Origin of the sequence: Streptomyces griseorubiginosus (assembly GCF_036345115.1) — a bacterium.
Classification (GTDB): domain Bacteria; phylum Actinomycetota; class Actinomycetes; order Streptomycetales; family Streptomycetaceae; genus Streptomyces; species Streptomyces griseorubiginosus_C.
In genome coordinates this window covers 502,033-523,941 of the sequence record NZ_CP107766.1, presented here as the reverse complement: position 1 = coordinate 523,941, position 21,909 = coordinate 502,033, and the positions used below count along the sequence as shown (strand labels likewise).

The 21,909-nt window shown below is 72.2% G+C and carries 20 protein-coding genes; 11 read left to right on the top strand and 9 right to left on the bottom strand.

The features are described from left to right. Positions 1–188: 188 nt before the first annotated feature. Positions 189–842: a peptidoglycan-binding domain-containing protein gene (locus tag OHN19_RS02455; protein WP_330262493.1), complete on the top strand. Its 654-nt coding sequence runs from the start codon at positions 189–191 to the stop codon at positions 840–842. Between the two features lie 9 nt (positions 843–851). Continuing rightward, the gene (locus OHN19_RS02450; protein ID WP_330262492.1) at positions 852–1,343 is read left to right on the top strand and encodes a flavin reductase family protein; all 492 of its coding nucleotides are present in this window, start codon (positions 852–854) and stop codon (positions 1,341–1,343) included. A 26-nt stretch (positions 1,344–1,369) separates the two neighbouring features. Here OHN19_RS02450 and OHN19_RS02445 read toward each other — a convergent pair whose 3' ends face one another. From OHN19_RS02445 to OHN19_RS02430, 4 genes are all read right to left on the bottom strand, one after another. After that, positions 1,370–3,766 carry a SpoIIE family protein phosphatase gene (locus OHN19_RS02445; protein WP_330262491.1) on the bottom strand — a complete coding sequence of 799 codons (2,397 nt, stop codon included), beginning with the start codon at positions 3,764–3,766 and terminating at the stop codon, positions 1,370–1,372. A 214-nt stretch (positions 3,767–3,980) separates the two neighbouring features. Continuing rightward, the gene (locus tag OHN19_RS02440; protein ID WP_330262490.1) at positions 3,981–4,550 is read right to left on the bottom strand and encodes an antibiotic biosynthesis monooxygenase; all 570 of its coding nucleotides are present in this window, start codon (positions 4,548–4,550) and stop codon (positions 3,981–3,983) included. A 48-nt stretch (positions 4,551–4,598) separates the two neighbouring features. Then, positions 4,599–4,991 (bottom strand): hypothetical protein, encoded by a 393-nt coding sequence (locus OHN19_RS02435; protein ID WP_330262489.1) that lies wholly within the window; start codon positions 4,989–4,991, stop codon positions 4,599–4,601. A 346-nt stretch (positions 4,992–5,337) separates the two neighbouring features. Then, on the bottom strand, positions 5,338–6,261 hold the full coding sequence (locus OHN19_RS02430; RefSeq protein WP_330262488.1) for a MurR/RpiR family transcriptional regulator: 924 nt from the start codon (positions 6,259–6,261) through the stop codon (positions 5,338–5,340). A 169-nt stretch (positions 6,262–6,430) separates the two neighbouring features. Here OHN19_RS02430 and OHN19_RS02425 point away from each other — a divergent pair, with 169 nt between their 5' ends. Continuing rightward, entirely contained in the window at positions 6,431–6,595 is a 165-nt protein-coding gene (locus OHN19_RS02425) for a hypothetical protein (protein WP_330262487.1), read from the top strand. Positions 6,596–6,626: 31 nt separating this feature from the next. Beyond that, a complete protein-coding gene (locus OHN19_RS02420) occupies positions 6,627–7,028 on the top strand; it encodes a DUF3662 domain-containing protein (protein WP_330262486.1) in 402 nt (133 codons plus the stop codon). 29 nt (positions 7,029–7,057) lie between these two features. Here OHN19_RS02420 and OHN19_RS02415 read toward each other — a convergent pair whose 3' ends face one another. The 3 genes from OHN19_RS02415 to OHN19_RS02405 all read right to left on the bottom strand — a co-directional run bounded on the left by OHN19_RS02415 (position 7,058) and on the right by OHN19_RS02405 (position 11,772). Next, complete coding sequence (locus OHN19_RS02415; RefSeq protein ID WP_330262485.1) at positions 7,058–8,737, bottom strand: ArnT family glycosyltransferase; 1,680 nt, start codon at positions 8,735–8,737, stop codon at positions 7,058–7,060. Positions 8,738–8,831: 94 nt separating this feature from the next. After that, complete coding sequence (locus OHN19_RS02410) at positions 8,832–10,763, bottom strand: phosphatase PAP2 family protein (protein ID WP_330262484.1); 1,932 nt, start codon at positions 10,761–10,763, stop codon at positions 8,832–8,834. Positions 10,764–10,872: 109 nt separating this feature from the next. Then, the gene (locus OHN19_RS02405; RefSeq protein WP_330262483.1) at positions 10,873–11,772 is read right to left on the bottom strand and encodes an N-acetylglucosamine kinase; all 900 of its coding nucleotides are present in this window, start codon (positions 11,770–11,772) and stop codon (positions 10,873–10,875) included. Between the two features lie 308 nt (positions 11,773–12,080). Between OHN19_RS02405 and OHN19_RS02400 the strand changes: the two genes are divergently transcribed. The 6 genes from OHN19_RS02400 (at position 12,081) to OHN19_RS02375 (ending at position 20,286) form a co-directional block, all read left to right on the top strand. Continuing rightward, positions 12,081–13,202, top strand: coding sequence for an ROK family protein (locus OHN19_RS02400; protein WP_330262482.1), 1,122 nt, complete (start codon positions 12,081–12,083; stop codon positions 13,200–13,202). Positions 13,203–13,479: 277 nt separating this feature from the next. Further along, a complete protein-coding gene (locus tag OHN19_RS02395) occupies positions 13,480–14,802 on the top strand; it encodes an extracellular solute-binding protein (RefSeq protein ID WP_330262481.1) in 1,323 nt (440 codons plus the stop codon). Positions 14,803–14,926: 124 nt separating this feature from the next. Further along, positions 14,927–15,847, top strand: a complete 921-nt coding sequence (locus OHN19_RS02390) for a sugar ABC transporter permease (RefSeq protein WP_330262480.1) — start codon at positions 14,927–14,929, stop codon at positions 15,845–15,847. Then, a complete protein-coding gene (locus OHN19_RS02385; protein ID WP_330262479.1) occupies positions 15,844–16,746 on the top strand; it encodes a carbohydrate ABC transporter permease in 903 nt (300 codons plus the stop codon). Before OHN19_RS02390 ends, OHN19_RS02385 begins: the two co-directional genes overlap by 4 nt. 2 nt (positions 16,747–16,748) lie before the next feature. Beyond that, positions 16,749–18,440: a hypothetical protein gene (locus tag OHN19_RS02380; RefSeq protein ID WP_330262478.1), complete on the top strand. Its 1,692-nt coding sequence runs from the start codon at positions 16,749–16,751 to the stop codon at positions 18,438–18,440. Between the two features lie 13 nt (positions 18,441–18,453). After that, complete coding sequence (locus OHN19_RS02375) at positions 18,454–20,286, top strand: hypothetical protein (protein WP_330262477.1); 1,833 nt, start codon at positions 18,454–18,456, stop codon at positions 20,284–20,286. A gap of 35 nt (positions 20,287–20,321) precedes the next feature. Here OHN19_RS02375 and OHN19_RS02370 read toward each other — a convergent pair whose 3' ends face one another. Together OHN19_RS02370 and OHN19_RS02365 are read right to left on the bottom strand one after the other, a co-directional pair. Beyond that, positions 20,322–20,774, bottom strand: a complete 453-nt coding sequence (locus tag OHN19_RS02370; RefSeq protein ID WP_330262476.1) for an NUDIX domain-containing protein — start codon at positions 20,772–20,774, stop codon at positions 20,322–20,324. After that, the gene (locus OHN19_RS02365) at positions 20,771–21,418 is read right to left on the bottom strand and encodes a nucleoside/nucleotide kinase family protein (protein WP_330262475.1); all 648 of its coding nucleotides are present in this window, start codon (positions 21,416–21,418) and stop codon (positions 20,771–20,773) included. The genes OHN19_RS02370 and OHN19_RS02365 overlap by 4 nt, the downstream gene beginning before the upstream one ends. Positions 21,419–21,495: 77 nt before the next feature. On the opposite strand from OHN19_RS02365, the gene OHN19_RS02360 reads away from it, so the two are divergent. Further along, positions 21,496–21,906 (top strand): SgcJ/EcaC family oxidoreductase, encoded by a 411-nt coding sequence (locus OHN19_RS02360; RefSeq protein WP_330262474.1) that lies wholly within the window; start codon positions 21,496–21,498, stop codon positions 21,904–21,906. The last annotated feature ends 3 nt before the right edge of the window (positions 21,907–21,909 follow it).

Here is a 21,909-nt window from a genome sequence, read left to right as displayed (position 1 = left end):
TCATGGTCGCGAACGTAGCACCTCGACCACGTCTGTGGCACTCGGTGCAGCCGTGTGAGGGAACTGAGTGCTGTCAGGTCGGGGGAGGGGGGACAGGGCCCGCGCGCTGAACTCCCGGCCCCGTGGCCCCGTATCTCTCCCCGGGGGACGGCGCGGACCCGGCCCGCACGGGACGGAAGGAGAACAGGATGCCCACACCGTCCGACCGAGGGGTGCCGCCGGACGGCCCGCCCATCGAGCCCATCCGGGTGCTGCGCCCGCGCCGCACCGACGCGCTCGCGGAACTGCTCAAGGACCTGCCGCCGCGCCCGGCCGTCGGCTACGAGTCCATCGCACTGCCCTCGGGCACGGAGCCGGCGACCGAGGAACTGCCGCCCGTCAGGGACCACGATCGCGGCCGCGACCGGGACGTCCCCCGCGGCCGGGTGCCGGGACTGCGCCGCACGGCGATCGCCGCGGCCGTGACCTCGGCCGCGGTGATCGGCTTCGGCTGCGCGCTGCTGCTCGCCGACCGCCAGGAGAGCGCCGCGGCGGCCGCCCCGCAGCCCTCCGCCACAGCCCCCGCGACCCCAGCGCCCACCCCGACCGCCTCCGGCGCCACCGACCCCGACGGCCCCGGCACCCTCCGGGAGGGAGACAGCGGGCCCGAGGTGAGAGACCTCCAGGAACGCCTGCGGCACATCCCGAACGTCTACGACGACGGGTCCACCGACGGCACCTACGACGCGACCCTGACCGCGGCCGTGGCCCGCTTCCAGCTCTGGTACGGCATCCGCGGCGACGAGGACGGGGTGTACGGCGACGACACGCGGCGCGACCTGGAGTCCCGTACGGGCGGCTGATCGCGGAGGATGGCGGGCATGGACGCTTTCATCGACCGACTCGACCCCGACATGTGCGTGGTGACCGCCGCCGCGGACGGCGACCGGGCGGGCTGCCTGGTCGGCTTCGCCTGCCAGTGCTCGATCGAGCCCGTGCGGTACGCGGTGTGGCTGTCGAAGGCGAACCGCACCTACCGGGTGGCCCGCTCCGCGAGCCGCCTCGCCGTCCATCTGCTCACCCGTGAACAGCGGGACCTCGCCGAGCTGTTCGGCGGGGAGACGGGGGACCGCACGGACAAGTTCGCCCGGGTCCGCTCGCGGCAGGAGGCCGGCGGGGCGGTCGTCCTCGAGGACGCGGCGGCCTGGTTCGTCGGCACGGTCGTCTCGCGCGTCGACGGCGGCGACCACGTCGGGTTCGTCCTGGACCCAGAGGCGTGGGGAGCCCGCGAGGACACCGAGGGGACGCCACTGCTACGGCTCTCCGACGCGACCTCGATCTCCCCGGGCCACCCGGCGGACTGACCCCGCCTTCTCGAACCGCCGGCCGGTCACTCCGGGGCGTCGGGCACCCGGATGTCCACCACGCACACGTCGTCGCGCCGTTCCCCCGCCAGTAGACAGGTGAGCAGCGGGACCAGGGATCCCGGCTCCTCGGCGTGATGGGCCGCGACGGCCGCGGCGAGCCGGTCCAGGCCGTGGTCGAGTCCCTCCGCCGGCCGCTCCACCAGGCCGTCCGTGTAGAGCAGGACCCGGTCGCCCGGTTCCAGCACGCAGCGCGCCTCCTCGAAGTTCGGGTCCGAGCAGGCCCCGAGCAGCATGCCGACCGGCCGCTCGAGATAGCGCACCTCGCCGCCGCGCACCAGCAACGGCGGCGGATGACCTGCCTGCGCCCACACCAGACAGTGCTCGTCGGGGTCGTAGCGGGCCAGGACCATGGTCGCGGTGCCGTGGGAGTCGCGGGAGTGCAGGAGCAGGGTGTTGAGCCGGGCCAGCGCCCCGGTCAGCGACGACCCGGTGATGACCATGCCCTTGGCGGTGAAGCGCAGTTGGGCCATGGTGGCCACCGCGTCGATGCCGTGGCCCGCGACGTCGCCGACCACGAACAGGGCCTCGCCGTCGGGCAGTTCGATGGCGCTGAACCAGTCACCGCCGACGTGGATCCCCGACTGGGCGGGCAGATAGGCCACTTCGACCCGCAGCCCGGCGAGACGGACCGGCCGGGTGGGCAGCGGAAGCAGCGCGTGCTGGAGACGGGCGGCCAGGGCCCGCTCGGCGTGCAGCACGCCGTCCTGCGTCAGGATCGCCCGCTCGCTCTCCATCAGGGCCAGTTCGGCGCTGCGCTGCGCGGTGAGGTCCTGGACGAAGCCGTGCACCTCGACGGGACGGTTCTCGGTGTCGGTCACCACCTCGGCGACCATCCGCACATGCCGGACCTCGTGCCCGGCCCGCACCCGGAAGGGGATGTCGAACGGGAGCCCCGTGCGCACGAGTTCCTCGACGGCCCGGGTGAGCGCCGGGGCGTCCTCGGGCAGCGCGAGCCGGGGAAGGTCGGCCAGGCGGACCGGTCCGAGCGCGGGATCCCGGCCCATGACGAGGAAGGTCTGCGAGGACCAGCTGCCCTCGCCGGTGACGAGGTTCCAGTTCGCCCAGCCCAGGTTCCCCAGCCGCTGCACGTCCGCCAGCCGCTGCTCCTGCCGGTCGGAGGAGTCGTGCCGGACCCAGCTGATGACCAGGGCATCGCCCAGCCGGGCCGCGTGCACGGCGTAGGTGGACAGTTCGGTGCTGCCCTCCACCACCGCCTGGTGGGCGAACGGCTCGCCGTCGAACGGCTCACCCGTGGTCAGGGTGCGCAGACAGCCGTGCCACACCGCCCCGTCCGCCATGCTCGGCAGACACTCAAGGACCCGTCGCCCGAGTAGCTGACGCCCGGTGCGGCCCACGACGTCGACCGCCTCCTCGGTGGCGGCGTCGATCCGGTAGTCGGCGACCTCCCCGTCGGGCCCGCGCAGCGGCGTGAGCAGCATCGCCGAGCCCGGCAGCGAGTCGAACACCGGCTGCGCGGCGGCCGCCGTGGCCCCGGCGGTGGGCGCCTGCCGGGCGCCGAAGGACCGGAGCCAGCCCGCGCACAGCCGGGCGACGGCCCGCAGCAGCTGCCGCGCCGAGGGTGAGAAGGGTCCGCCGCGTGTCCGCAGGATCCCGATGCAGACCTCGGCGCCGCCGCCGGCCGGCACCGGCAGCCAGGCGCGGGACAGCCAGCGCTCCGGCGGGTTCCCGATGAGCAGCTGCCGCTCCCGGTCCCGGGTGAAGTCCTCCAGCCAGCGCGGCTCCCGCGCCTGGAGCGCCTCGAGCGGGGCGATGCCGTGCAGCGGCGGGACCTTCGCCCACTGGCCGGCCAGGGTGTCGTCGATCCCGGCGTGTCCGATCAGTTCGAGCCCGCCGGCGGGCAGGGTCCTGAAGAGCATGAGCGCGTCGGCGTCGACGTCCGCCGCGAGCTCCTCCAGCAGGCACGTGGCCAGGTCCTGGGGGGTGGCGACATGGACGAGGGCCTTGCCGAGCCGGCCGAGCGCGGTGCATCCGTCGTCCGGGCCGGATGCGTCCCGGTCCCCGGCCACGCCGGCGGTTGCCCGCGCCGATCGCGGTCCGGCCGGTTCGGGGACCGCGGACAGGGCGGTGTCGGGAAGGTCCTCGCCGGTGCCGGGGTGCGGGGCGGTCCCAGGCAGCGGGGGTACCAGGGAGCCGAGGCTGATCCAGCACTCCTCCAGGAGTGTGCGCTCGCCGGCCTTGGCGCGCCGCAGCAGTTCGTCGGCGGCCGCGTCGGGGGTGCAGCCGGTCAGCGCCATCAGGGCACCCTTGGCCCGCTCCAGCACCGCCGCGGTGGCGGCCTGGTCCCGCAACCGGTCCATCTCCGCACGCTGCCTGGCCACGACCCTGGCCAGTGCGGCCATGTCGGGCGCTGTCCCGGCGTGTGAAGGGCCGGCAGGCTCGCTCGTCACGCGTCGAGCATCGCACACGCCGCCCGGGTCGATCCCGCTGTTGCCGACACACATCGCACGCACCGGTGACCCCGCCGGTTGACGAAACCGACCGCACCCCCGATTCGGGCCGCGCCCCCGCTCCAGCCGCGCCCCCCGTTCCACCGCACCCCCGCCCCACGCGCGATCAGTGCTCGGCAGGCGGATACAGCCACCGGCGCAGCAGTCGGCTCAGCAGGGGCATCACCAGGTACGTCAGCACCGGCAGCAGCACCACCGGGAACACCGCGGCCCGCAGCGGCAGCGGCCAGGTGGCGGTGCGGGGTGTCACCAGCCACTGGATCAGCAGGGTGCAGGGGAAGGCGCCGAGGAACGTGGTGAGCACCATCTTCCAGCGGACCGGTGGCCGCACCGTCGTGCCGGGCAGACTGAACCAGGTCTCCAGACCAGTGGTCGACTGCCGTTCGCCGCCGAGCTCGGTGGCGACGCCGTCGATCCGCGCGTGCCAGTGGGCGCGTTCCTCGGACTCCAGCCAGGCGGTCAGCCGGTGCGCGTCCGACCAGCGCAGCACCGCGTGGTAGCGGTGACCGCCCTCGGGGCGCAGCCAGGACACGCCCTCATTACCGGGGAAGCGTCTGGCGCAGCGGCTGATGCCCCGCGTCCAGCGCTCGAACTCCCGCTCGTGGCCGGGGCGCACCTCCCACGTGAGGACCGTGGTGACCGGATCGCCGTGCCGTACGTCGGTGGTGGTGCTCATGCTCACCACGGGTCCCACGTACGGCGTGGGTCATGCCCGTGGGGAGGGTCAGCGGCCCTGGTGGTGCTCGACCAGCGCCTGGGTGACCTCGCGGACGCTGCGGGCGATGTGCTGGAGCTGGAGGACCTCGGCCGCGTACAGCTTGATGGTGTGCTCGATGACCGACTCCGGCAGCCCGAGCGCCGGCAGGTCGGCGCGGGCGGTCTGCAGCGCGGTGCGGGCGACCCGGATCTCCTGCTGGACCTGGATGTGCGCGTGCCGGGCGAGCAGCACGGTGTGCCGCATCAGGGCCGGATAGCTCGCGTACCGCGCCGGCACCAGTTCGCGCAGCCACTTGGCGGCGGAGCGCTCCCAGTCGTAACTGCCGGGGGTCTTGACCTGGCAGGGCCAGTCCGGACCGGTCCGGAAGAGGGTCCGTGTGGTCGTCAGGGTCATGGTCATCGCTTCCGGTGTGCGGCGTCGTGCGGGTGGTCGACGGATCGGGCGGCCCCGGCCTAGGGGATGACCGGGGCCGCCACGGGCCCGCGTGCAGGCGGGGCCCGACCGAACACCCCGGGCGCCGACGCGGGTAGGTGACGACGGCACGGGATGTCCGCAAAGGAGCCCTTTCGGGCGGGTGGGGTGGAGAAGGGGACAGGGGTGCGGACGGGTCCCGGAGCGGTCCCGGGGGTGATCCGTGAGCAGTATTTATATATGCCGTCCGCTTTGCAAGGAGTATGAAAACATTCATGCTTGATTTATTACGGATGGTCCCGTTGTGAAGGCGTATGACCGGGGAGGGGTGCGCTCAGTCCCTGAGGAAGAACTGGTGCTGGTCGGAGATCTGCTCGTACTCCTCGAGCCGCGCCTGGGTCCGCTCGGGATCCGCGTCGGTCATGGCCTGGAGCAGGGCGGCGGCGATGACCCCGGGCGCCGCGTAGGAGTCGAAGACCAGGCGGGAGCCGGTGCCGGTGGTGAACAGGACGTCCGCCTCGTCGGCCACGTGCCCGAGCGCCAGGTCGGTGACGAGCGCGATCCTCAGTCCGGCGCTGCGGGCGACCCGCAGGGCGGTGAGGGTCTCCTGGGCGTGCCGCGGCATCGAGAACGCGAGCACCCAGGTGCCGCCCGCCTCGCGTGACTGCAGGAGGGCGTCGTAGGCGACGCTGCCGCCGCGGGTGACCAGCCGTACGTCGGGATGGATACGGCGCGCCGCGTAGGCGAAGTACTCGGCCAGCGACGCAGAGATGCGCAGACCCAGGATGGTCAGCGGCGTCGACTCGGACAGCTTGCGGCCGAGATCGATGACCTGGTCGGGGTCGGCGAAGTCGCGGCGCAGGTTCTCCAGGTTCTCGATCTCCGCGTCGACGGCGGCCTGGAGTTCGTTGCCCCGCGACTCCTCGTCGGCCACCGGGCCGCCGGCGAGCGTGCCCAGCGCGACGGCCTGGAGCTTCTCCCGCAGGGCGGGGTAGCCGCTGAAGCCCACGGCGGCCGCGAACCGTGTCACCGAGGGCTGGCTGACGCCCACGCGCTCCGCGAGGTCGGTGATGGAGAGGAACGCCGCTTCGGTGATGTGCTCGATCAGGTACTGCGCGATGCGGCGCTGCCCGGGCGAGAGCCGGGGCCTGTCGAAGAGCGACCTGAGCTGGGAGGCCGGGGCGGCCTCCGCTTCCGGCGCGGTCCTGCCCGAGGTGATCGCGGATGCCTGTGCGCGTGCCTGCTGCGGCGATGGCACCGAGGCGCCTCCTTTGTCTTCCACGGGCAGTCAACATAGCTCACACGCCCCGGTGACCAGCGCTCGTACGACGCCGTCGGACGAACGCCGATCGGGACGGGTACGCCGCCGCCGTTCGGGAACCCGCCGCTGGGCAAGGACTTCGACGACACCCGAGGAGCAGCCCCGCATGACGGTCCCCGAGGAGAACCGGCGCAAGACCGGCACCACCGACGAACTCCTGCACACCCCCCGCGGGGAGGGCGAGCCGCCCGCCCCGGGCGGCAGCGGACGGACCCTGCGCGAGGCGTTCGAGGAAGCGCGCCTCGAACCCGACGACTTCGCCCAGGAATGACGCCGCACGCGAACCAGGCAGGTGAGAGGGAATGGGTGCGCTGAGCGCGCTGGAACGAGCGATGGAGCACGGCTGGGAGACGCTGTGGGCGCGGGTCACCGACCGGGAGCCCGTCGAGCTCCTGGAGGCACTGCGACGCGAGTGCGACAGCAACGTGGTCGTGTGCAGTGAGAGCAGGGTGGTGGTCCCGAACGCGTACGACGTCGAACTCGCGGACTTCGCCTACGACGAACTCGTGCGCCGGGGCAGCGACGTGGGCCAGGAGCTCACCGACAGCCTCGCCCGGCACGGCGATCGGCAGGGTTACGAGTGGGCGGGACCGCTCACCGTGCACATCACCCGGTCCGACCAGGTGCCCAACGGCCGTTACCGGGTGGTGAGCAGGGCGATGCCGCACGTGAGCGCGGAGGGTTTCCAGCTCGCGGCCCGTTGAGCGGCGGCGGGCCGCCCCCGCCCGGGTGATCATCGGCGGTAGATCGTGATCGAATGGCCGACCTCGTCGACCGGACGGCTGCTGTCGATCAACTCGGCCAGCCGGCCCTTCGCCTTGGCAACCGAGGAGTCCGAGACGACCAGCAGTCCCCGGACGTCCCCCACCGGCACCTCGCGCGGATCGGACGCCTCGATGCCGTAGGCGGAGGGCACACCGCTGCCCTTGTAGACGAGCCAGATCCGCTCGTCGGGATAACGCTCGCGCAGCCGGTCGGCGAGCCGGCCCAGATCCTGGCCCCAGTCGACGTTGGAGTCGTGCAGCCGCAGATGGGTGCGGGCCGGTCCGCCGAACGCCTCGTTGGAGTACGGCAGATAGTAGGGAAAGGTCCGCAGCGAACTGACGGCCACGAACAGCACCAGCGCCACGGTCCCGGCCGTCGCCCACCGCCGTCGCACCGCGAGGACACAACCGGCCGCCACCGTCAGGAACATGGGCAGGAAGAGCGTGTACCGGGTGCCGAAGTCCCGCGACCCCGTCATGGCCGAGGCCAGCAACACCCCTGCGGGGACGAGCAGATAGGGGGCCGCGGGCCGCAGCGGCCGTACCGCCACCAGCGCCACGGCACCGGTGGCCCACAGCGCGAGCAGGCCCAGCGGGGTCTTCACCAGCAGCGCCGCCGGCAGGTAGTACCAGAGGTGCCCGGTGTACACCCGCCCGAACAGGAAGCCCTCCCACGGGTAGTTCTCGAAGTGGAACTGGACGCGCATCCCGTCCGCGTACGCCTGGGGGAACGGCAGCAGATCGACCAGGGTCCCCCGCAGCCCGTGCACCACCGGCACCGGGTCCTGGGACGTCCACCGCAGCCGCGGATCGACGACCAGATACGACGCCCATACGACGGCGATCGCGGCCACCGCCGTGACGGCGGCCGCCGCGAGGGCCCGCAACAGCCGCCGGCGCGTCACGGTGTCCCGGCACGCGCTCCACACCGACAGGGCGGCCAGCCCCATGAACACCGGCACCGCGGGCAGCGCGCTCATCTTGGTGGCCAGCGCCGCCCCGAGGGCGAGACCGGCGAGCGGCACGTACCGGCGTGGCCGTACCCGGGCCCGCCACAGCAGCCACACCGAGGTGAGCAGGAAGCCGGCCGTCGGCACGTCGAGCGTGGCCAGCGAACCGTGGGCGATGACATCGGGGGAGAAGACGTACAGCGCGAGCGCCGCGAGACCCGCGGCCGTTCCGGCGAGTTCGCGGGCGAAGGCGAACACCACCAGCCCGAACAGCAGCGTCAGCACGATCACCGGGAGCCGGCCCCAGAACATCAGCCGCCAGGGATCGTTGCCCGACTCGTACAGCAGGTGGGGGCCGAGGTCGATCTGGGGGCCGTCGAACGCCGTGTCCACGTGCGGGTCGGCGATCGCCACCCCGACGGCGATCACGAGCTTGCCGAGCGGCGGGTGCTCGGGATTGTAACGGATGCCCTGCCCGTGCAGGTACTCCGCGGCCGTGGCCACGTAGACGGGTTCGTCGATCGTCGGCGTCTGTTGCACGGCGGTCGTCACCATGACCGCCGCCATCTGCGCCAGCAGCACGACGACGAGGAGGGGCACCAGCCACCGCCGGGCGGGTCGTGGCTGCCGCTCCTCGTCGTCGCGTGACCGGGACCCGTCCACAGTGTCCAGGACCGTCTGCTGCTCGCTCGTCATCATCCGCCCCGCGGTGCCGCCGGGCGGGCGGTGGCGGGAGCGATCCGGAGGGACCTCATGGGGGCCACTCTCGCACCGGCTCCCGCCCCGCGGGCGGTCACCGCTTCAGGAGTCGTACCGACAGACCTTCCGCCGTGTAGACGGGTACGGCCCGCAGCGTGTCGGAGTTCAGTTCGACGCGGTCGAACTGTCCGCGCAGCACCGGCGCCGACAGGACCCGCACCCGCTGCCCCGCCTTCGGGGGCTGCTCCGCGTCCAGCTTCAGCGACAGCACGCTGCCCGCGCCGAGCACCGCGCGCCGGGTCACCTCGAGGACCGGTTCCTGACCGGAGCGCAGGGTGAGCTCCAGCGCGCCGGACTCCTGGGTGTAGGCGCCGTGGACCTGGAGCGACTTGCCGGCGAGCGCCAGCCGGCCGCCCCGCACCCGTACGTCCCCGTGGCCGAGCGCGTGGGCCGAGGCGGCGACCAGCGTGCCCTCCTGGAGCACGGTGCCGCCGGTGTAGCGGTTGTGGCCGGTCAGGGTGAGCGTGCCGCTGCCCTTCTTGGTCAGCCCGCCGCACCCGTCGATGTCGTTGCGCCAGCTGTCGGCGGCGTGGAAGCCGCCGGAAGCCGCGTCGAGCGTGACGGTGACGTCGGAGTCGAAGGAGCCGTAACCGTCGGCCGCGGCGAACAGGTTGAGCCGGCCCCACTCCTCGAAGCCGTCCAGCAGGACGTACCCGGAGGGCAGCCCGGTGGTCCGCAGCACCTCACGGCGCTGGGCGGCGTCCAGGTAGGGCTGGCGGGTCTCCAGCAGCACCTCGGCGCCCTTCGGCACGGTGAACGGCTTGGCGCGGCCTTCCCGGTTCAGCACATACGTCAGCCGGGGCTTGACGGAGCGGGCGTTGGCGTCCCGGTCCGCGTACGCGTCGGCGGGGTCCGAGTGGGCGTAGGCGAAGAGGGTGTCGGCCGTGCTGCCGGTCCGCTCGGTGAAGTACGTCAGGGCCTGGGCCCGGGCCGCGGCCTTGAGGTCGGCGTTCGCGGGGTCGGCCAGGGTGGCGGCGGCCAGCGCGGTGGCCATGATGCGGCCGCCCATGACGTCGACCGTGGAGTGCATGCCGGACATGATCCGGGTGTGGCTGAGCTCGAAGGCGCGGGTCACCAGCTCCTGGAAGCGCTCCGGCACGGCGTACGCGAAGGCCAGGCCCGCGAGGTGGAAGGCGTTGGTGTGGCCGCTGGGGAAGCCGCCGTCGTCCACCGGCGAGGTGCTGCGCTGACGCAGCAGCTGGGTGGCGACGACCACCTCGGAGTCGTAGACCGGGTAGCCGAGCGCGTCCTTCGCGCCCGTGTCGACGACCTGGCTGTCCTCGTTCATGCGCCACGGGCGGGGGTACTGGAAGGCGTACTTGGCGGGGTTGCCCGAGGCGTACGGGCCGCGCACGGTGTCCACCAGCCTGGCCACCTGGCCGAGCGAGGAGTCGTAGGAGCCGGCGCCGATCGCCGAGCCCGCGGGGGCGTCGGCCGGCACCGCGTCGCTGATGGTGGTCGGCGGGGTGGTGTCGGGGGCGCTGGTGATCGAGGTGACCGCCTTGGCGCCGGACCGGTAGAGGCCGGCCAGGGGGCCGAGGCCGCCGATCATGGCGTAGCTCTGGTGCTGGCGGTCGTAGAGGAACGCCTCCTTCGCCTGCGCCTCGGTCCGCGTCTGGGTGACGCGGGCGCAGTAGCGCATGTTGGCGCGCAGGATCTCGGGCCGCAGCGGGGTGCCGGTGTTCCAGGCGCCGCCGGTCTTCCACACCTCGGCGAAGCCGCCCAGGACCCGCACCACGGCGTTGGTCTCGGGCGTCAGGTTCGCCATGACGTTGGTCTTGTAGTCGTCGACGAACGCGAGGGGAGCGGTGGCGGCCTTCGCGTCGGCGGCGGCGAGCCAGCTGACGAGGGTGGGCGCGGCCACGACACCGGCCGTGGCCCCCAGGGAGGTCTTGAGGAACCCCCTGCGGTTCACGGCACGTTCGGCGACACGCGCGGGGGAGTGCTGCCCGGCGGATGACGGCATGGATGGGCCTCTCTCTTCAGTTCTGCGGCCGTGCGGCCGGGAGGGCGTACGAGCGAAGATCTACGGGCGAGTCATGTCGGAACGGAGGAGACTCGACGACCAGGACATGTCACACGAGTGAACGGGCCATCGCCACGGCGCCCTCGACCGGCGGCGCCCGCAGCGGACGCGGCCGGGCCGATGGCACACCCTCGGCGAGCGCCGACACGAAGGCGTCGTACAGCGAGGGCTGGGCGAGGACGGTGCTGCCCGCGACCACGACGTCGTCGACCACGACCCCGCGCCCGGCGAGGCGTCGGACGAGCGCGGCCAGGGCGTGGCCCGCCTCGGCGATCACGGAGCGGGCGAGCGTGGATCCGGCTTCGGCGGCGGCGAAGACGGCCGGGGCGTGCCGCCCCCACTCGGCGGAGGCGGCCGTGACATGCTCCAGCGCGGCGCCGAGCGCGGGCACCTCGGGGACGTCGAACCTGGCCAGCAGACCGAGCGCCAGCGCGTCGGGCTCCTCACCGCGGTCGTGCGCCGCCCAGACGGCACGGACGGCCTCGCGGACCAGACCGGCGGCCCCGCCCTCGTCGCCGAGGAGCGCGCCCCAGCCACCGACCTGGACCGGGGTGCCGTCGGCGAAACGGCCCACGGCGACGGAACCGGTACCGGCGACCAGGCCGACCCCCTTCTCCAGGCCTGCGGCCGGGACCAGCAGTTCGGCGTCGCCCACGACCAGCGCGGGCGCGTCGAAGTGCAGTTGGAGGGCGGTGCGGATCTGCGCGCACTGGCGCGGGGTCTCACAGGCGTGCCCGCCGACGGCGAGGGCGGACGGGCGGGCGCCCGCGGGCAGCGCGTCGGCGGCCAGCGCGGCCAGCCAGCCGGCGGCGGCCACCGGGTCGTGCGGCCGCCAGCCGCCGCTGGAACGGACGTGATCGGCCACGAGAGCGTCGCCCGCGTACGCGCGCAGCTGTGTCTTGGTGCCGCCCACGTCGATGCCGACCACCAGGGGTGCGGTGTCCTGCACGGATCCTCTTTCGTCGGTGCGCTGGGTGCTGCGACGGTGGGCGAACCGTGCCTGGAGGCAGGGCAGTTGATGCACTAGGGAAGCCCCGGGACGGGCTTCTGACGGACCACGGCAGGCGAGTACCGTGACGTTCGTTAGGAAGTTAACTAACGAAGTACAGTGCGTGTCAATAGGCGTCGCGCCCCCGGCTTCCCGGGCATCCTCCCCGAGCCGGGCACGCGCGCCGCCGGAGCAACCCATCGCCGCCTCCACCGAGCCGCCCGGCCCGGGAGAGCAGCCTGTGACCTGGGGGAACTGTGGAACACGACGTGGTAAGAACCCCCCGTCTGACCGAGAGCGCCAACGCCGTATTTGCCGTGCTGGCCCAGGCGGGCACCGCGACGCGGCCGCAGCTGGCGAGCCTCGCGCGCCTGTCGAAGCCGACGGTCTCCGCCGCCGTGGCCGAACTGGAGGGCGTCCACCTCGCCGCCCACTCTGGCACCTCGTCCGGCGCCACCGGGCGCAGTGCCGCCGTCTACCGGCTCGGCCCGGCCGCGGGCGCCGTGCTCGCCGTCGACCTGGGCCCCGCCCTCACCCGGGTACGCGGCTGCGCCCTGGACGGCACCCTGCTCGCCGAGGCCACCGGACCCCGGGAGGACGCCGCCGACGTCGTACGGGAGGCGCTGTCCGCGCTGCCCCCCGACGCCCCCCTGCGCACCATCGTCGTGGCCGTCGGTGACGTCACCGCGCCGCAGCGGATGCGCCCCGCCACCGCCAAGGCCGGCCCGGTCTTCGACGCGGTGACCGTCGCGCTGCCGCCCGGAGTACCCGTCCACCTGGAGAACAACGTCAACTGCGCCGCCCTCGCCGAACTGCACGAGGGCGCGGCCCGCGGCCGGCACACCTTCGGCTATCTGCGGATCGGCGTCGGTATCGGTCTCGGCATCGTCGTGGGCGGCCAGGTGCTGGCCGGCGCGAACGGCGCGGCGGGTGAGCTCGCCCGGCTGCCCTACCCCTGGGACGACGACCTGGAGCCCCGCCACGAGGCCCTGGAGGAGTACATCGGGGCCCGCTCCCTGCTGCGCCGGGCGGCGGAGGCCTGGCCGGAATCCGACGGCCCCTGCCCGCGGACCGCCGAGCAGCTGTTCTCGCTGGCCGGGCAGGGCAGTACTGCGGCCCGCGCGATCGTCGACCGGCACGCCGTCGACGTGGGCCGGCTGGCCGCCGCCGTCACCGCCGTACTGGACCCCGGGCTGCTCGTGCTGGGCGGCAGCACCGGTGCGTTTCCGCAGCTCCTGCCCGGTGTGCGGGCCGAGCTGGAGCGGCTGAGCTGGCCCACCGAGGTGGTGAGCAGCCAGGTCGGCGATCTCGGCACCGTCGTGGGCGCCGCACGCCTCGCGGTCGCCAGAGGAGTCCAAACCGTGACCCAGCCTGTGCGGACGAAGGATTGACGGTTTCGGACTCGGTCTGCCAATGTCCGGACAAGCGCTTTCTAAGTCGGCCGGGACGCCGGCTTGGGGCGAGCGTCCCGCCCGTACTCGACGTACGGCAACCGCACGAGGGCGTGCCCGTGCGGTGACGGCCAGGACGGCCGGGGAGCTCACCCCGCGTGGACGACGCGGCCGGGCGAGGCCGCGCCCCCGGAAAGTGACTTTTCCTGCAAAATGCCCCCGTGCCGCTCGACCGGTGCCGGGCTCCGTCTCCTACGACGAAAACAAGGGATCGAAGATGACCACTGTGGGTGTACGGCGCACGCGCCGACTCGGCCGCGGCGGGATGCGCCGCCTGGTTCCGCTCGCTGCCGTTGTCACGGCAGGTGCACTGACGCTCACCGCCTGCGGAGGGGACTCCGGCTCCGGCGGCACGTCCAAGTCGCTGACCTTCTGGATCTCCACCGTTCCGGGCCAGGACGCGGGCTGGAAGAAGGTGGTGGCCGACTACAAGAAGGAAGCCGGCGTCAGCATCAAGCTCGTCAACATCCCCTACGACGGCTACACGACGAAGCTGCACAACGCCGCGCAGGCGAACTCCCTGCCCGACGTGGCCGCCGTCCCGGCGCTGGACCCGATCTGGTCGAGCAAGCTGATCGACCTCAAGTCCATCGCCGACAAGAAGAGCAACAACATCAACCAGAACTTCCTTGCCAAGGACTCCTCCGGCAAGGTGCTCTCCATCCCCTCGGACGTCACCGCGTCCGGCCTGTTCATCAACAAGTCGCTCTTCGAGAAGGCCGGCGTCTCCTTCCCGACCGACCCGGCGAAGACCTGGACCTGGACCGACTTCATCGCCGCGGCCAACAAGGTCCGCGAGAAGACCGGCGCCAAGTACTCCCTGACCTTCGACCAGTCGCCGTCCCGGCTGCGCGCCATGGTGTACGAGATGGGCGGCAAGTACGTCCACGCCGACGACTCCGGCAAGTTCTCGGTGGACGACGCCACCAAGAAGGCCGTGAACACCTTCGTCGGCTGGAACGACGACAAGACCATGCCGAAGTCGGTGTGGACGTCCGGCGCCGACCCGTCCGCCATGTTCCAGAGCGGTGACGTCGTCGCCTACTGGTCCGGTGTGTGGCAGGTGCCCGCCTTCGCGGACAGCATCAAGAAGTTCGAGTGGGCGAGCGTCCCGACCCCCGCCCAGCCGGTGCAGGCCAGTGACGTCAACAGCGGCGGCATGGTCGTGGGCTTCAACAACAACGGTGCCGCGGCCACCGCCGCCACGAAGTTCCTGTCCTGGCTGTACGAGCCGGCCCACTACAAGGTCCTGTGCGAGACGTCCGGCTTCCTGCCGGTCGAGAGCGGTCTGAACCCGACGTACCCCTTCAAGTCCGAGGCGGCGCAGGCGGCGTTCAAGCTCTACAACCAGGAGATCCCGCTCTACGCGCCGATCTCCGGCTACTTCAACAACGCGCAGACGCAGTGGGTGCTGAAGGGCAAGAGCCTGACCGAGGACCCGACCAAGACGGAGCTCGGCAAGGCGATCAACGGCCAGCAGTCGGCCGACAAGGCCCTGCAGAACATCGTGGACGGCTACAACCAGCAGGTCGGCGGCTGACCGCAGGCCACCAGCGCCCGGGCGGCGGTGTCCCCACCCCGCCGCCCGGCCCCGGCCGCCCCCGGACGCCGGGCTCAGGGCTTGAGCCCGCAGCAATCCCTTCCACCAGCACGGAGACAGGAAGATGACAAAACGCGCCTCGGTCGTGTCGGTGAGCTCGCCGAGTCCGCCAAGGAGACGCAGCAAGTACACCCTTGCGCCGCTCGTCCTCATCGCGGCCAACGTCGTGCTCTTCGCGCTGTTCTTCGTCTGGCCGGCGGTGATCGGGCTCCTCTACTCGTTCACCAACTACACGGGCGTGGGGGCGTTCCAGTGGATCGGGCTGGACAACTACCAGAACCTGTTCGGGGACTCCACGTTCTACGACGCGCTGACCCGGACGCTGCTGTACACGGTCCTCTTCGTCCCGCTGAACTTCGTGGTCTCGCTGCTCGCCGCAAACCTCGTGGTGAGCAAGCACGCCAAGGGCGGGTCCGTCGCCCGTGTCATCTTCTTCATCCCTTGGCTGCTGTCGCCCATCGTCGTGGGTGTGCTGTGGCGGTGGATGTTCGGTGAGAACTTCGGCCTCGTCAACTACGTCATCGAGAAGTTCGGCGGGGACGCCGTGCCGTGGCAGTCCAACGCCGACCTCTCGCTGCTCGTGGTCGTGATGGCGGCGGCCTGGGCCTGGACGGGCTTCACGATGCTGCTGTTCATCGCGGCGATCAAGAACGTGCCGGTGTCGTACTACGAGGCGGCCTCGCTCGACGGCGCCGGCCCCTGGCGCCAGTTCTTCAGCATCACCCTGCCGAGCATCGCGCCCACCTCGTTCATCGTGATCCTGCTCAACACGATCAACTCGATGAAGGAGTACCCGGTGTTCGTCGCCCTCAACAACGGCGGACCCGGTACCTCGAACAACCTGCTCGTCCAGTACATCTACGAGACCGGCTTCAAGCGGGGCCAGATCGGCTACGCGAGCGCCGCGTCGTTCGTGCTCATGCTCATCCTGATGGCCGTCGCGATCATCCAGCTGATCGTCAACCGACGGGTGGAGAACCGATGACAACCACAGACATCCCGCGCCCGGCCGACGTCGGCTCCCGGCGGAGCGTCTCCAGGAAGCGGCCCCGCAGGACGGCCACCGGGGGGCTCCGGCAGGCCGTGTCCGCGACGACACTGCTGTGGATCATGGCGTGCCTGTACGGCTTCCCGGTGCTGTGGTTCATCCTCAGCTCCTTGAAGCCGTCCAGCGACCTCTTCTCCTACCCCCTGACGCTGGTCCCGCACAACCCCACCCTGTCGGGATTCAAGGCGGCCTGGGACAGCGCCAACTTCTCCCAGTACTTCATCAACACGGCCATCGTGTGCGTGGTCACGACCATCCTCACGGTGGGTGTCAGCTGCTGCACCGGCTACGCCCTGGCCAAGTACGACAACAAGTGGCTCAAGTTCTTCTTCATCTGCATCCTGGCCACCACGATGCTGCCGTCCGAGGTCATGCTCGCCCCCGAGTTCCTGGTGGTCCGCAACCTCGGCCTCTACAACTCGTTCGCCGGCATCATCCTCCCGGCCGTGCTCACCGCGACCGGATGCTTCATGTTCCGCCAGTTCTTCCTGACGGTCCCCGACGAACTCGTGGAGGCCGCCCGCATCGACGGCGCCCGGGAACTCGCCATCTTCGCGCGGATCATGGTGCCGCTGTCCCGGCCCATCATGCTGACCCTCGCCATCCTGTCCTTCCAGTGGCGCTGGAACGACTACATCTGGCCGCTGCTGATGCTGAACGACCCCAACAAGTTCACCGTGCAGATCGGTATCCAGAGCATCGTCGGCGCGCAGAACATCAACTGGTCGGTCCTGCTGGGCGCGTCCGTGATCTCCATGATCCCGCTGATCGCGATCTTCCTGGTCTTCCAGAAGTACGTCATGGGTGCCGACATCAACGCCGGACTGAAGGACTGACGTTGCCCTTCCCGCTCGACCACGAGTTCGTCCGCGCGGCAGCGCTCGCCGCCGACGGGTCGGCCGACCCGTCGGCGGAGTTCATCGAGCCGCACCGCGCCCTGGCCCGGCGGGTGAAGACCCTGGTCGCGGCGTACCGCTCGCCGGAGTCGGCCCTGCACGGCAGCGAGCGGGCCGTCGCCGCCGCGCTGACCCACCTGCGTGCCCTGCGGTCCGTGCAGACGGCCTCGGGCCTCTTCGCGGGCGGCGACAACGTGCAGTCGCCGCCGGACTCCGCGTTCACCGTCAACGACGTGTGCGACGCGTACGTCCTCGCGGCCGGCGCCGGGCCGGAGCTGCACGAGGTCAGGGCGGCGCTGGCCGAGATCGCGACAGCCGCCACCGAGGCGCTCCTGACCGGTGGCGTGCACACCCCGAACCACCGCTGGGAGCTGAGCGCGGCGCTCGCCCGGCTGCACCGGTCCTTCCCCGACGACCGGCTCCTCGCCCGCGCCGAGGAGTGGCTCGCCGAGGGCGTCGACATCGACGCCGACGGCCTGTACTCGGAACGCAGCGCCGTCTACGCGTCCATCGTGACCAACCCCGCGCTCCTGTTGCTGGCCGAGGTGCTCGGACGCCCGGACCTGGCGGACGCCGTCGAACGCAACCTCACCGCGACCCTGGACCTGATCAGGCCGGACGGCACCGTGGAGACCGTCCACTCGCGCCGGCAGGACCAGCGGATGCCGTTCGCGCTGTGGCCCTACCTCCCGCACTACCGGCTGCTCGCGATCCGTACCGGCCGGGGCGACTTCGCCCGCGCGGCCCGCCTCGCCGCCGCCGACGGCATCCACGATCCCGACCTGCTCGCCCAGACGCTCCTCACCCCGGACCTGTCCCGCGCCCTGCCGGACCCGGACGCGGAGCGGCTCCCGCGCCACCGGTACCTCCCCACCGCACGTCTCGCCGCCCACGTCTCGGCCACCGCGCACACCGTGGTCCACGGCGGCTCCGACGTGCCCGAGCACCGGCGCATCCGCTCGGGCCTGGCCTGCAACCCCACCTTCCTGCGCCTGTTCGCCGGTGCCGCCGTCCTCGACGCGGTCCGCCTCTCGCGCGCCTTCTTCGACCTGGGCCCGTTCCGCGCCGCCGACATGGAACGGCTCGACGACCACCGGTACCGGCTCACCCAGACCCTCACCACCGCCTACTACCAGCCGCTCCCCAAGGACCGCAGGCGCGACGACGGCGCCTACCGCCTGGTGGACGAGGGCCGCTTCTCCGCGGCGATGGCCTTCCCCGACCGCCCTCAGGACGAGGTCACCCACACGACCCGAGTGGAGGTCGACCTCCGGGAGGACGGGGCCGACCTGCGGATCGACATCAGCGGGCCGACGGTGCCCTGGGCCCTCGAACTGACCTTCCGGCCGGGTGGCGAACCGCAGGGCGCCGTACCGCTCGGCGACGGACGCTGGTGCCTGACGACCGAGCCGATGACCTACCGCGTCGGCGACGACGGGATCCGGGTCGAGGCCACCGTCGAGACGGGCGAACCGCTCGCCGGACCGGACCGGAGCGACATACTGCGCTACGACCCGGGCCAGGACTACACCGTGACCGGCGGCACCGACGCGACCACCGGGAACCGCGTCTACCTCGGTGGGCACGGACCGCAGGCACTGACCCTCACACTGCGCGCCACCTCTCAGGCATGAAGGACTGATCCCCGTGCACCTCCCCCGCCAGCTCGGTCCGCTCCACGACCTGCCGGACACCCCGGAGGCCTACGACGCCGTCCTCGCCGACGTCACCGAGCAGGCCATCGCCCGCCTCACGCCCGAGGGCAGCCTCGAACACCCCGACTGCGTCGACGACATCGGCGACACCTCCCTCGGCATCACCTCGCTGCTCGCCCACGCCTGGCAGCGCGGCAAGGACCCGAGGCTCCCGGAGGCGGTCGCCCGCAGCCTCGCCTTCCACCTGCGCGAGCGCGTCTACACCGACGACAACCCCGGCTACCCGAACCTCAGGCAGCGGAACTCGGGCCTGCCGTACGCCCGTTACACCCTCGCGGCCGGCGCGCACCCCATCGGGGACTGGCCCAGCACGGTGTGGGCGCTGCTCCAGGCGGTGAACATCCTCGACGCCGCCGACGGACTGGTCGACGACGGACAGCGCGCCGAACTCCTCGACCTGGCCCGCGGATACTGGCGCTGGCTCACCGAGGCGACCTTCTTCAACCCGCAGGAGGCCGGCAACCAGGCGATCGGCTGCGTGGTCGGCGGCCTGATGCTGGCGGCCCATCTGCCCGGCGGGGAAAGGGAGTCGGTCCGCGCCCGGGCACTCCAGCTGTACACCGACGAGATCCGCGCCCACCGGGTCACCGACCGCGGCGCGGCCCTGCCCCCCGAGCACGGCGGCGCCTACGACAACAACTACGGCCCGATCTCCCTGTCCTTCCTCGCCCAGGCCCACCGGATCAGCGGCGAGGAGATCTTCGCCGAGGACGGCGACACCCTCGCCCGCTACATCGACGCCCGCCTGACCAACGGGGGCTTCGACAACGGCGGTCCGCGCTACAGCGAACAGCACTCCGCCTTCGAGTCGGTCCTGGGTCTGCGCTACTTCGGTGCCCGCATCGGCGCCGACCTCGGCCGCTACCGGGGCGACAGCCGCTGGGCCCGGCACGCGGTCAAGGAGGACGGCGGGGTGGACGGCCACTTCGCCTGGATGCTGGTCTGGCAGAGCCAGGACACCACCCGCTGGCACCGGGAGCCGTCCGCGGCCACCGCCCGCCACCAACTGCGCGCGGGCACGGTCTCGGTGGCCTTCGACTCGCAGCTGACACCGGCGGTCGTCGAGGCGGCCGGCACGTACTACCTGCCGGCGGCCGTGAACCGCCAGCACGGCTTCGGTCCGGTCGTCGACGGCTTCCTGCTGTGCCGCCCCATGGGCGAGGTCCGGGTCCGCGATCTGCGCACCGACGGCCTCACGGCCAAGCTCGTCACCAAGCCGGTCGTCGGCCGCGACCACGTCCTGCGCCACCTCCAGTCCCTGTACGTCACCGACGGCACGAGCCTGTGGACCACCGTGACCGTCGAGCGCCTCCCCGGCACTCCCTACCTGCTGGCCGGGCTGCCGTACGCCGAGGACGACGGCGACCGGGTGCGCCGTACGGCCGAGGGGGAGGTGGCCTCCGTGGGCGCGCTGCGGCTGACGCACCCTTCGGCCGAGGGGATCGACCACTTCGACGCCCGCGCGGAGACCACCCAGGAGCTCGCCGCCTTCGCGCTGGCTGCCGATCCCCGCGGTTACGGCAACCCCGACGAGGGCTGGCGCCACCTGGTCAGCTCCACGGCCCTGGAGGCGGACCCCGTGCCGGACGCCCCCGACGACCTGCACGCCTTCGTCGTCCGCTACGGCCCCGGAGCCACCGTCACGGCGACCTTCACGCGTGACGGCGCCGGGCTGACGGTACGCACGGAGGCGTTCACGGCGAGGATCGGGGACGTGGGGGGCGACGCCCACGGGGAGCCGGAGCTGACTCTGTCGGCCTGCTGAGCGCAGTCAGGAAAGCACCCGAGCGGGCCGGTGCCTCACGCTTCCAGACGGTCCAACCAGGCGTCCTGGCCGTCCGCCAACGGGAACGCCAGGGGCAGCGGCTCGAAACGGCAGTGGAACGTCATGCCGTTGTCGCGCCCCGCGCCCGTCACATGGTGGTCCCACGCGTCGGGGACGTCCGCGTCGTCGTCCACCTCCAGTTCGAAGAAGGTGGTGTGGCGGGGGAAGCGGCGGATCGGGTGCGGGGTGTGCTCCTCCGCGAGAGGCCGCAGCACCCGCACGCGGGTCAGCCCGCTCTCCTCCGCGACTTCCCGCACCACGGCCTGTTCCAGTGACTCCTCCGGGGCGACACCCCCCGCCGGGACGTGCGTGCCGGGCGGCAGGTCCGCGTCGTGGTCGAACACGAGCAGTTCCACGGCGCGTCCCGCGCGCCGGCGCAGGACGTAGGCGGCCACCCGGACACGCACGGTCGGGCTCTGGTCGCTCATTCCCCCGCCCCCTGGGTGCGTGTCCGCGCCGGTACCACCAGGTCCGCCCGGTCCCGGGTCGCCGCGACCAGCCGCGCGTTCGGCTGGTCCGAGCGCAGGACCCATGCCACCGCCTCCTCGTGGGTCTTGCCGAACTGCTCGTGCCGGGCGATGAGGCGGCGCAGTCGCTCGTCCTCGTCCAGCTCGCAGAACCACACCTCGTCCAGTTGCGAGCGGACCCGGGGCCACAGCAGCAGGTAGTTGCCTTCCGTCACGATCAGCCGGGCTGTCGGGAACACCGGGATCGCCCCGGCGAGCGGCTGCTCCAGGACCCGCTCGAAACCCGGCGCGTACACGATCTCCTCGTCCCGTTCCTCGCGCAGCCGTCGCAGCAGCGCCGCGTAACCGGCCGCGTCGAAGGTCTCGGGCGCCCCCTTGCGGTCGCGCAGCCCGAGCCGGTCCAGCTCCACGTCGGCGAGGTGGAAGCCGTCCATCGGGACGTGCGCCACCCAGGGCTCGCCCGAGCCGTTCAGCGCCCGCACCAGCCGTTCGGCGAGGGTCGTCTTCCCGGAGCCGGGGGAGCCGGCGATTCCGAGGACGGTCCGCCTGCCGTGCTGGGCGAGGGAGCGCGCTCGGGTCACGAGGTCGTCGAAGGTCAGCGGCACACGCCGAGTGTGTCATTCGTGGATCACAGGCCGGCCAGGCACCCTGGATGCGGAAGGGGGAGAAAGGAGGGCACACCGTGACCCACGACTCCGACGCATCCGACGAGGCGCAGATCCGCGCTCTCATCACCGCGTGGGCCGCCGCCGTGCACCGCGGCGACCTCGCGGGTGTGGTCGCCGACCACGCCCAGGACATCGTGATGTTCGACGTGCCCCCGCCCCACCACGGCATCCGGGGGCTCGCCGCCTACCGCGCGCACTGGCCGCCCTTCTTCGCCTGGCAGGCCCAGGGCGCCTGCTTCGACATCGAGACCCTCCACGTCACCGCCGGCAGCGACGTCGCCTACGCCCACGCCCTGCTGCGCTGCGCCACCCCGGAGGAGCTCGCCGCCCACCCCGGCTTCCGGCTCCGGCTCACCTTCGGCCTGCGCAAGGAACGCGGCCGCTGGCTGGTGGCCCACGAGCACCACTCGTTCCCGCACGACTGAATC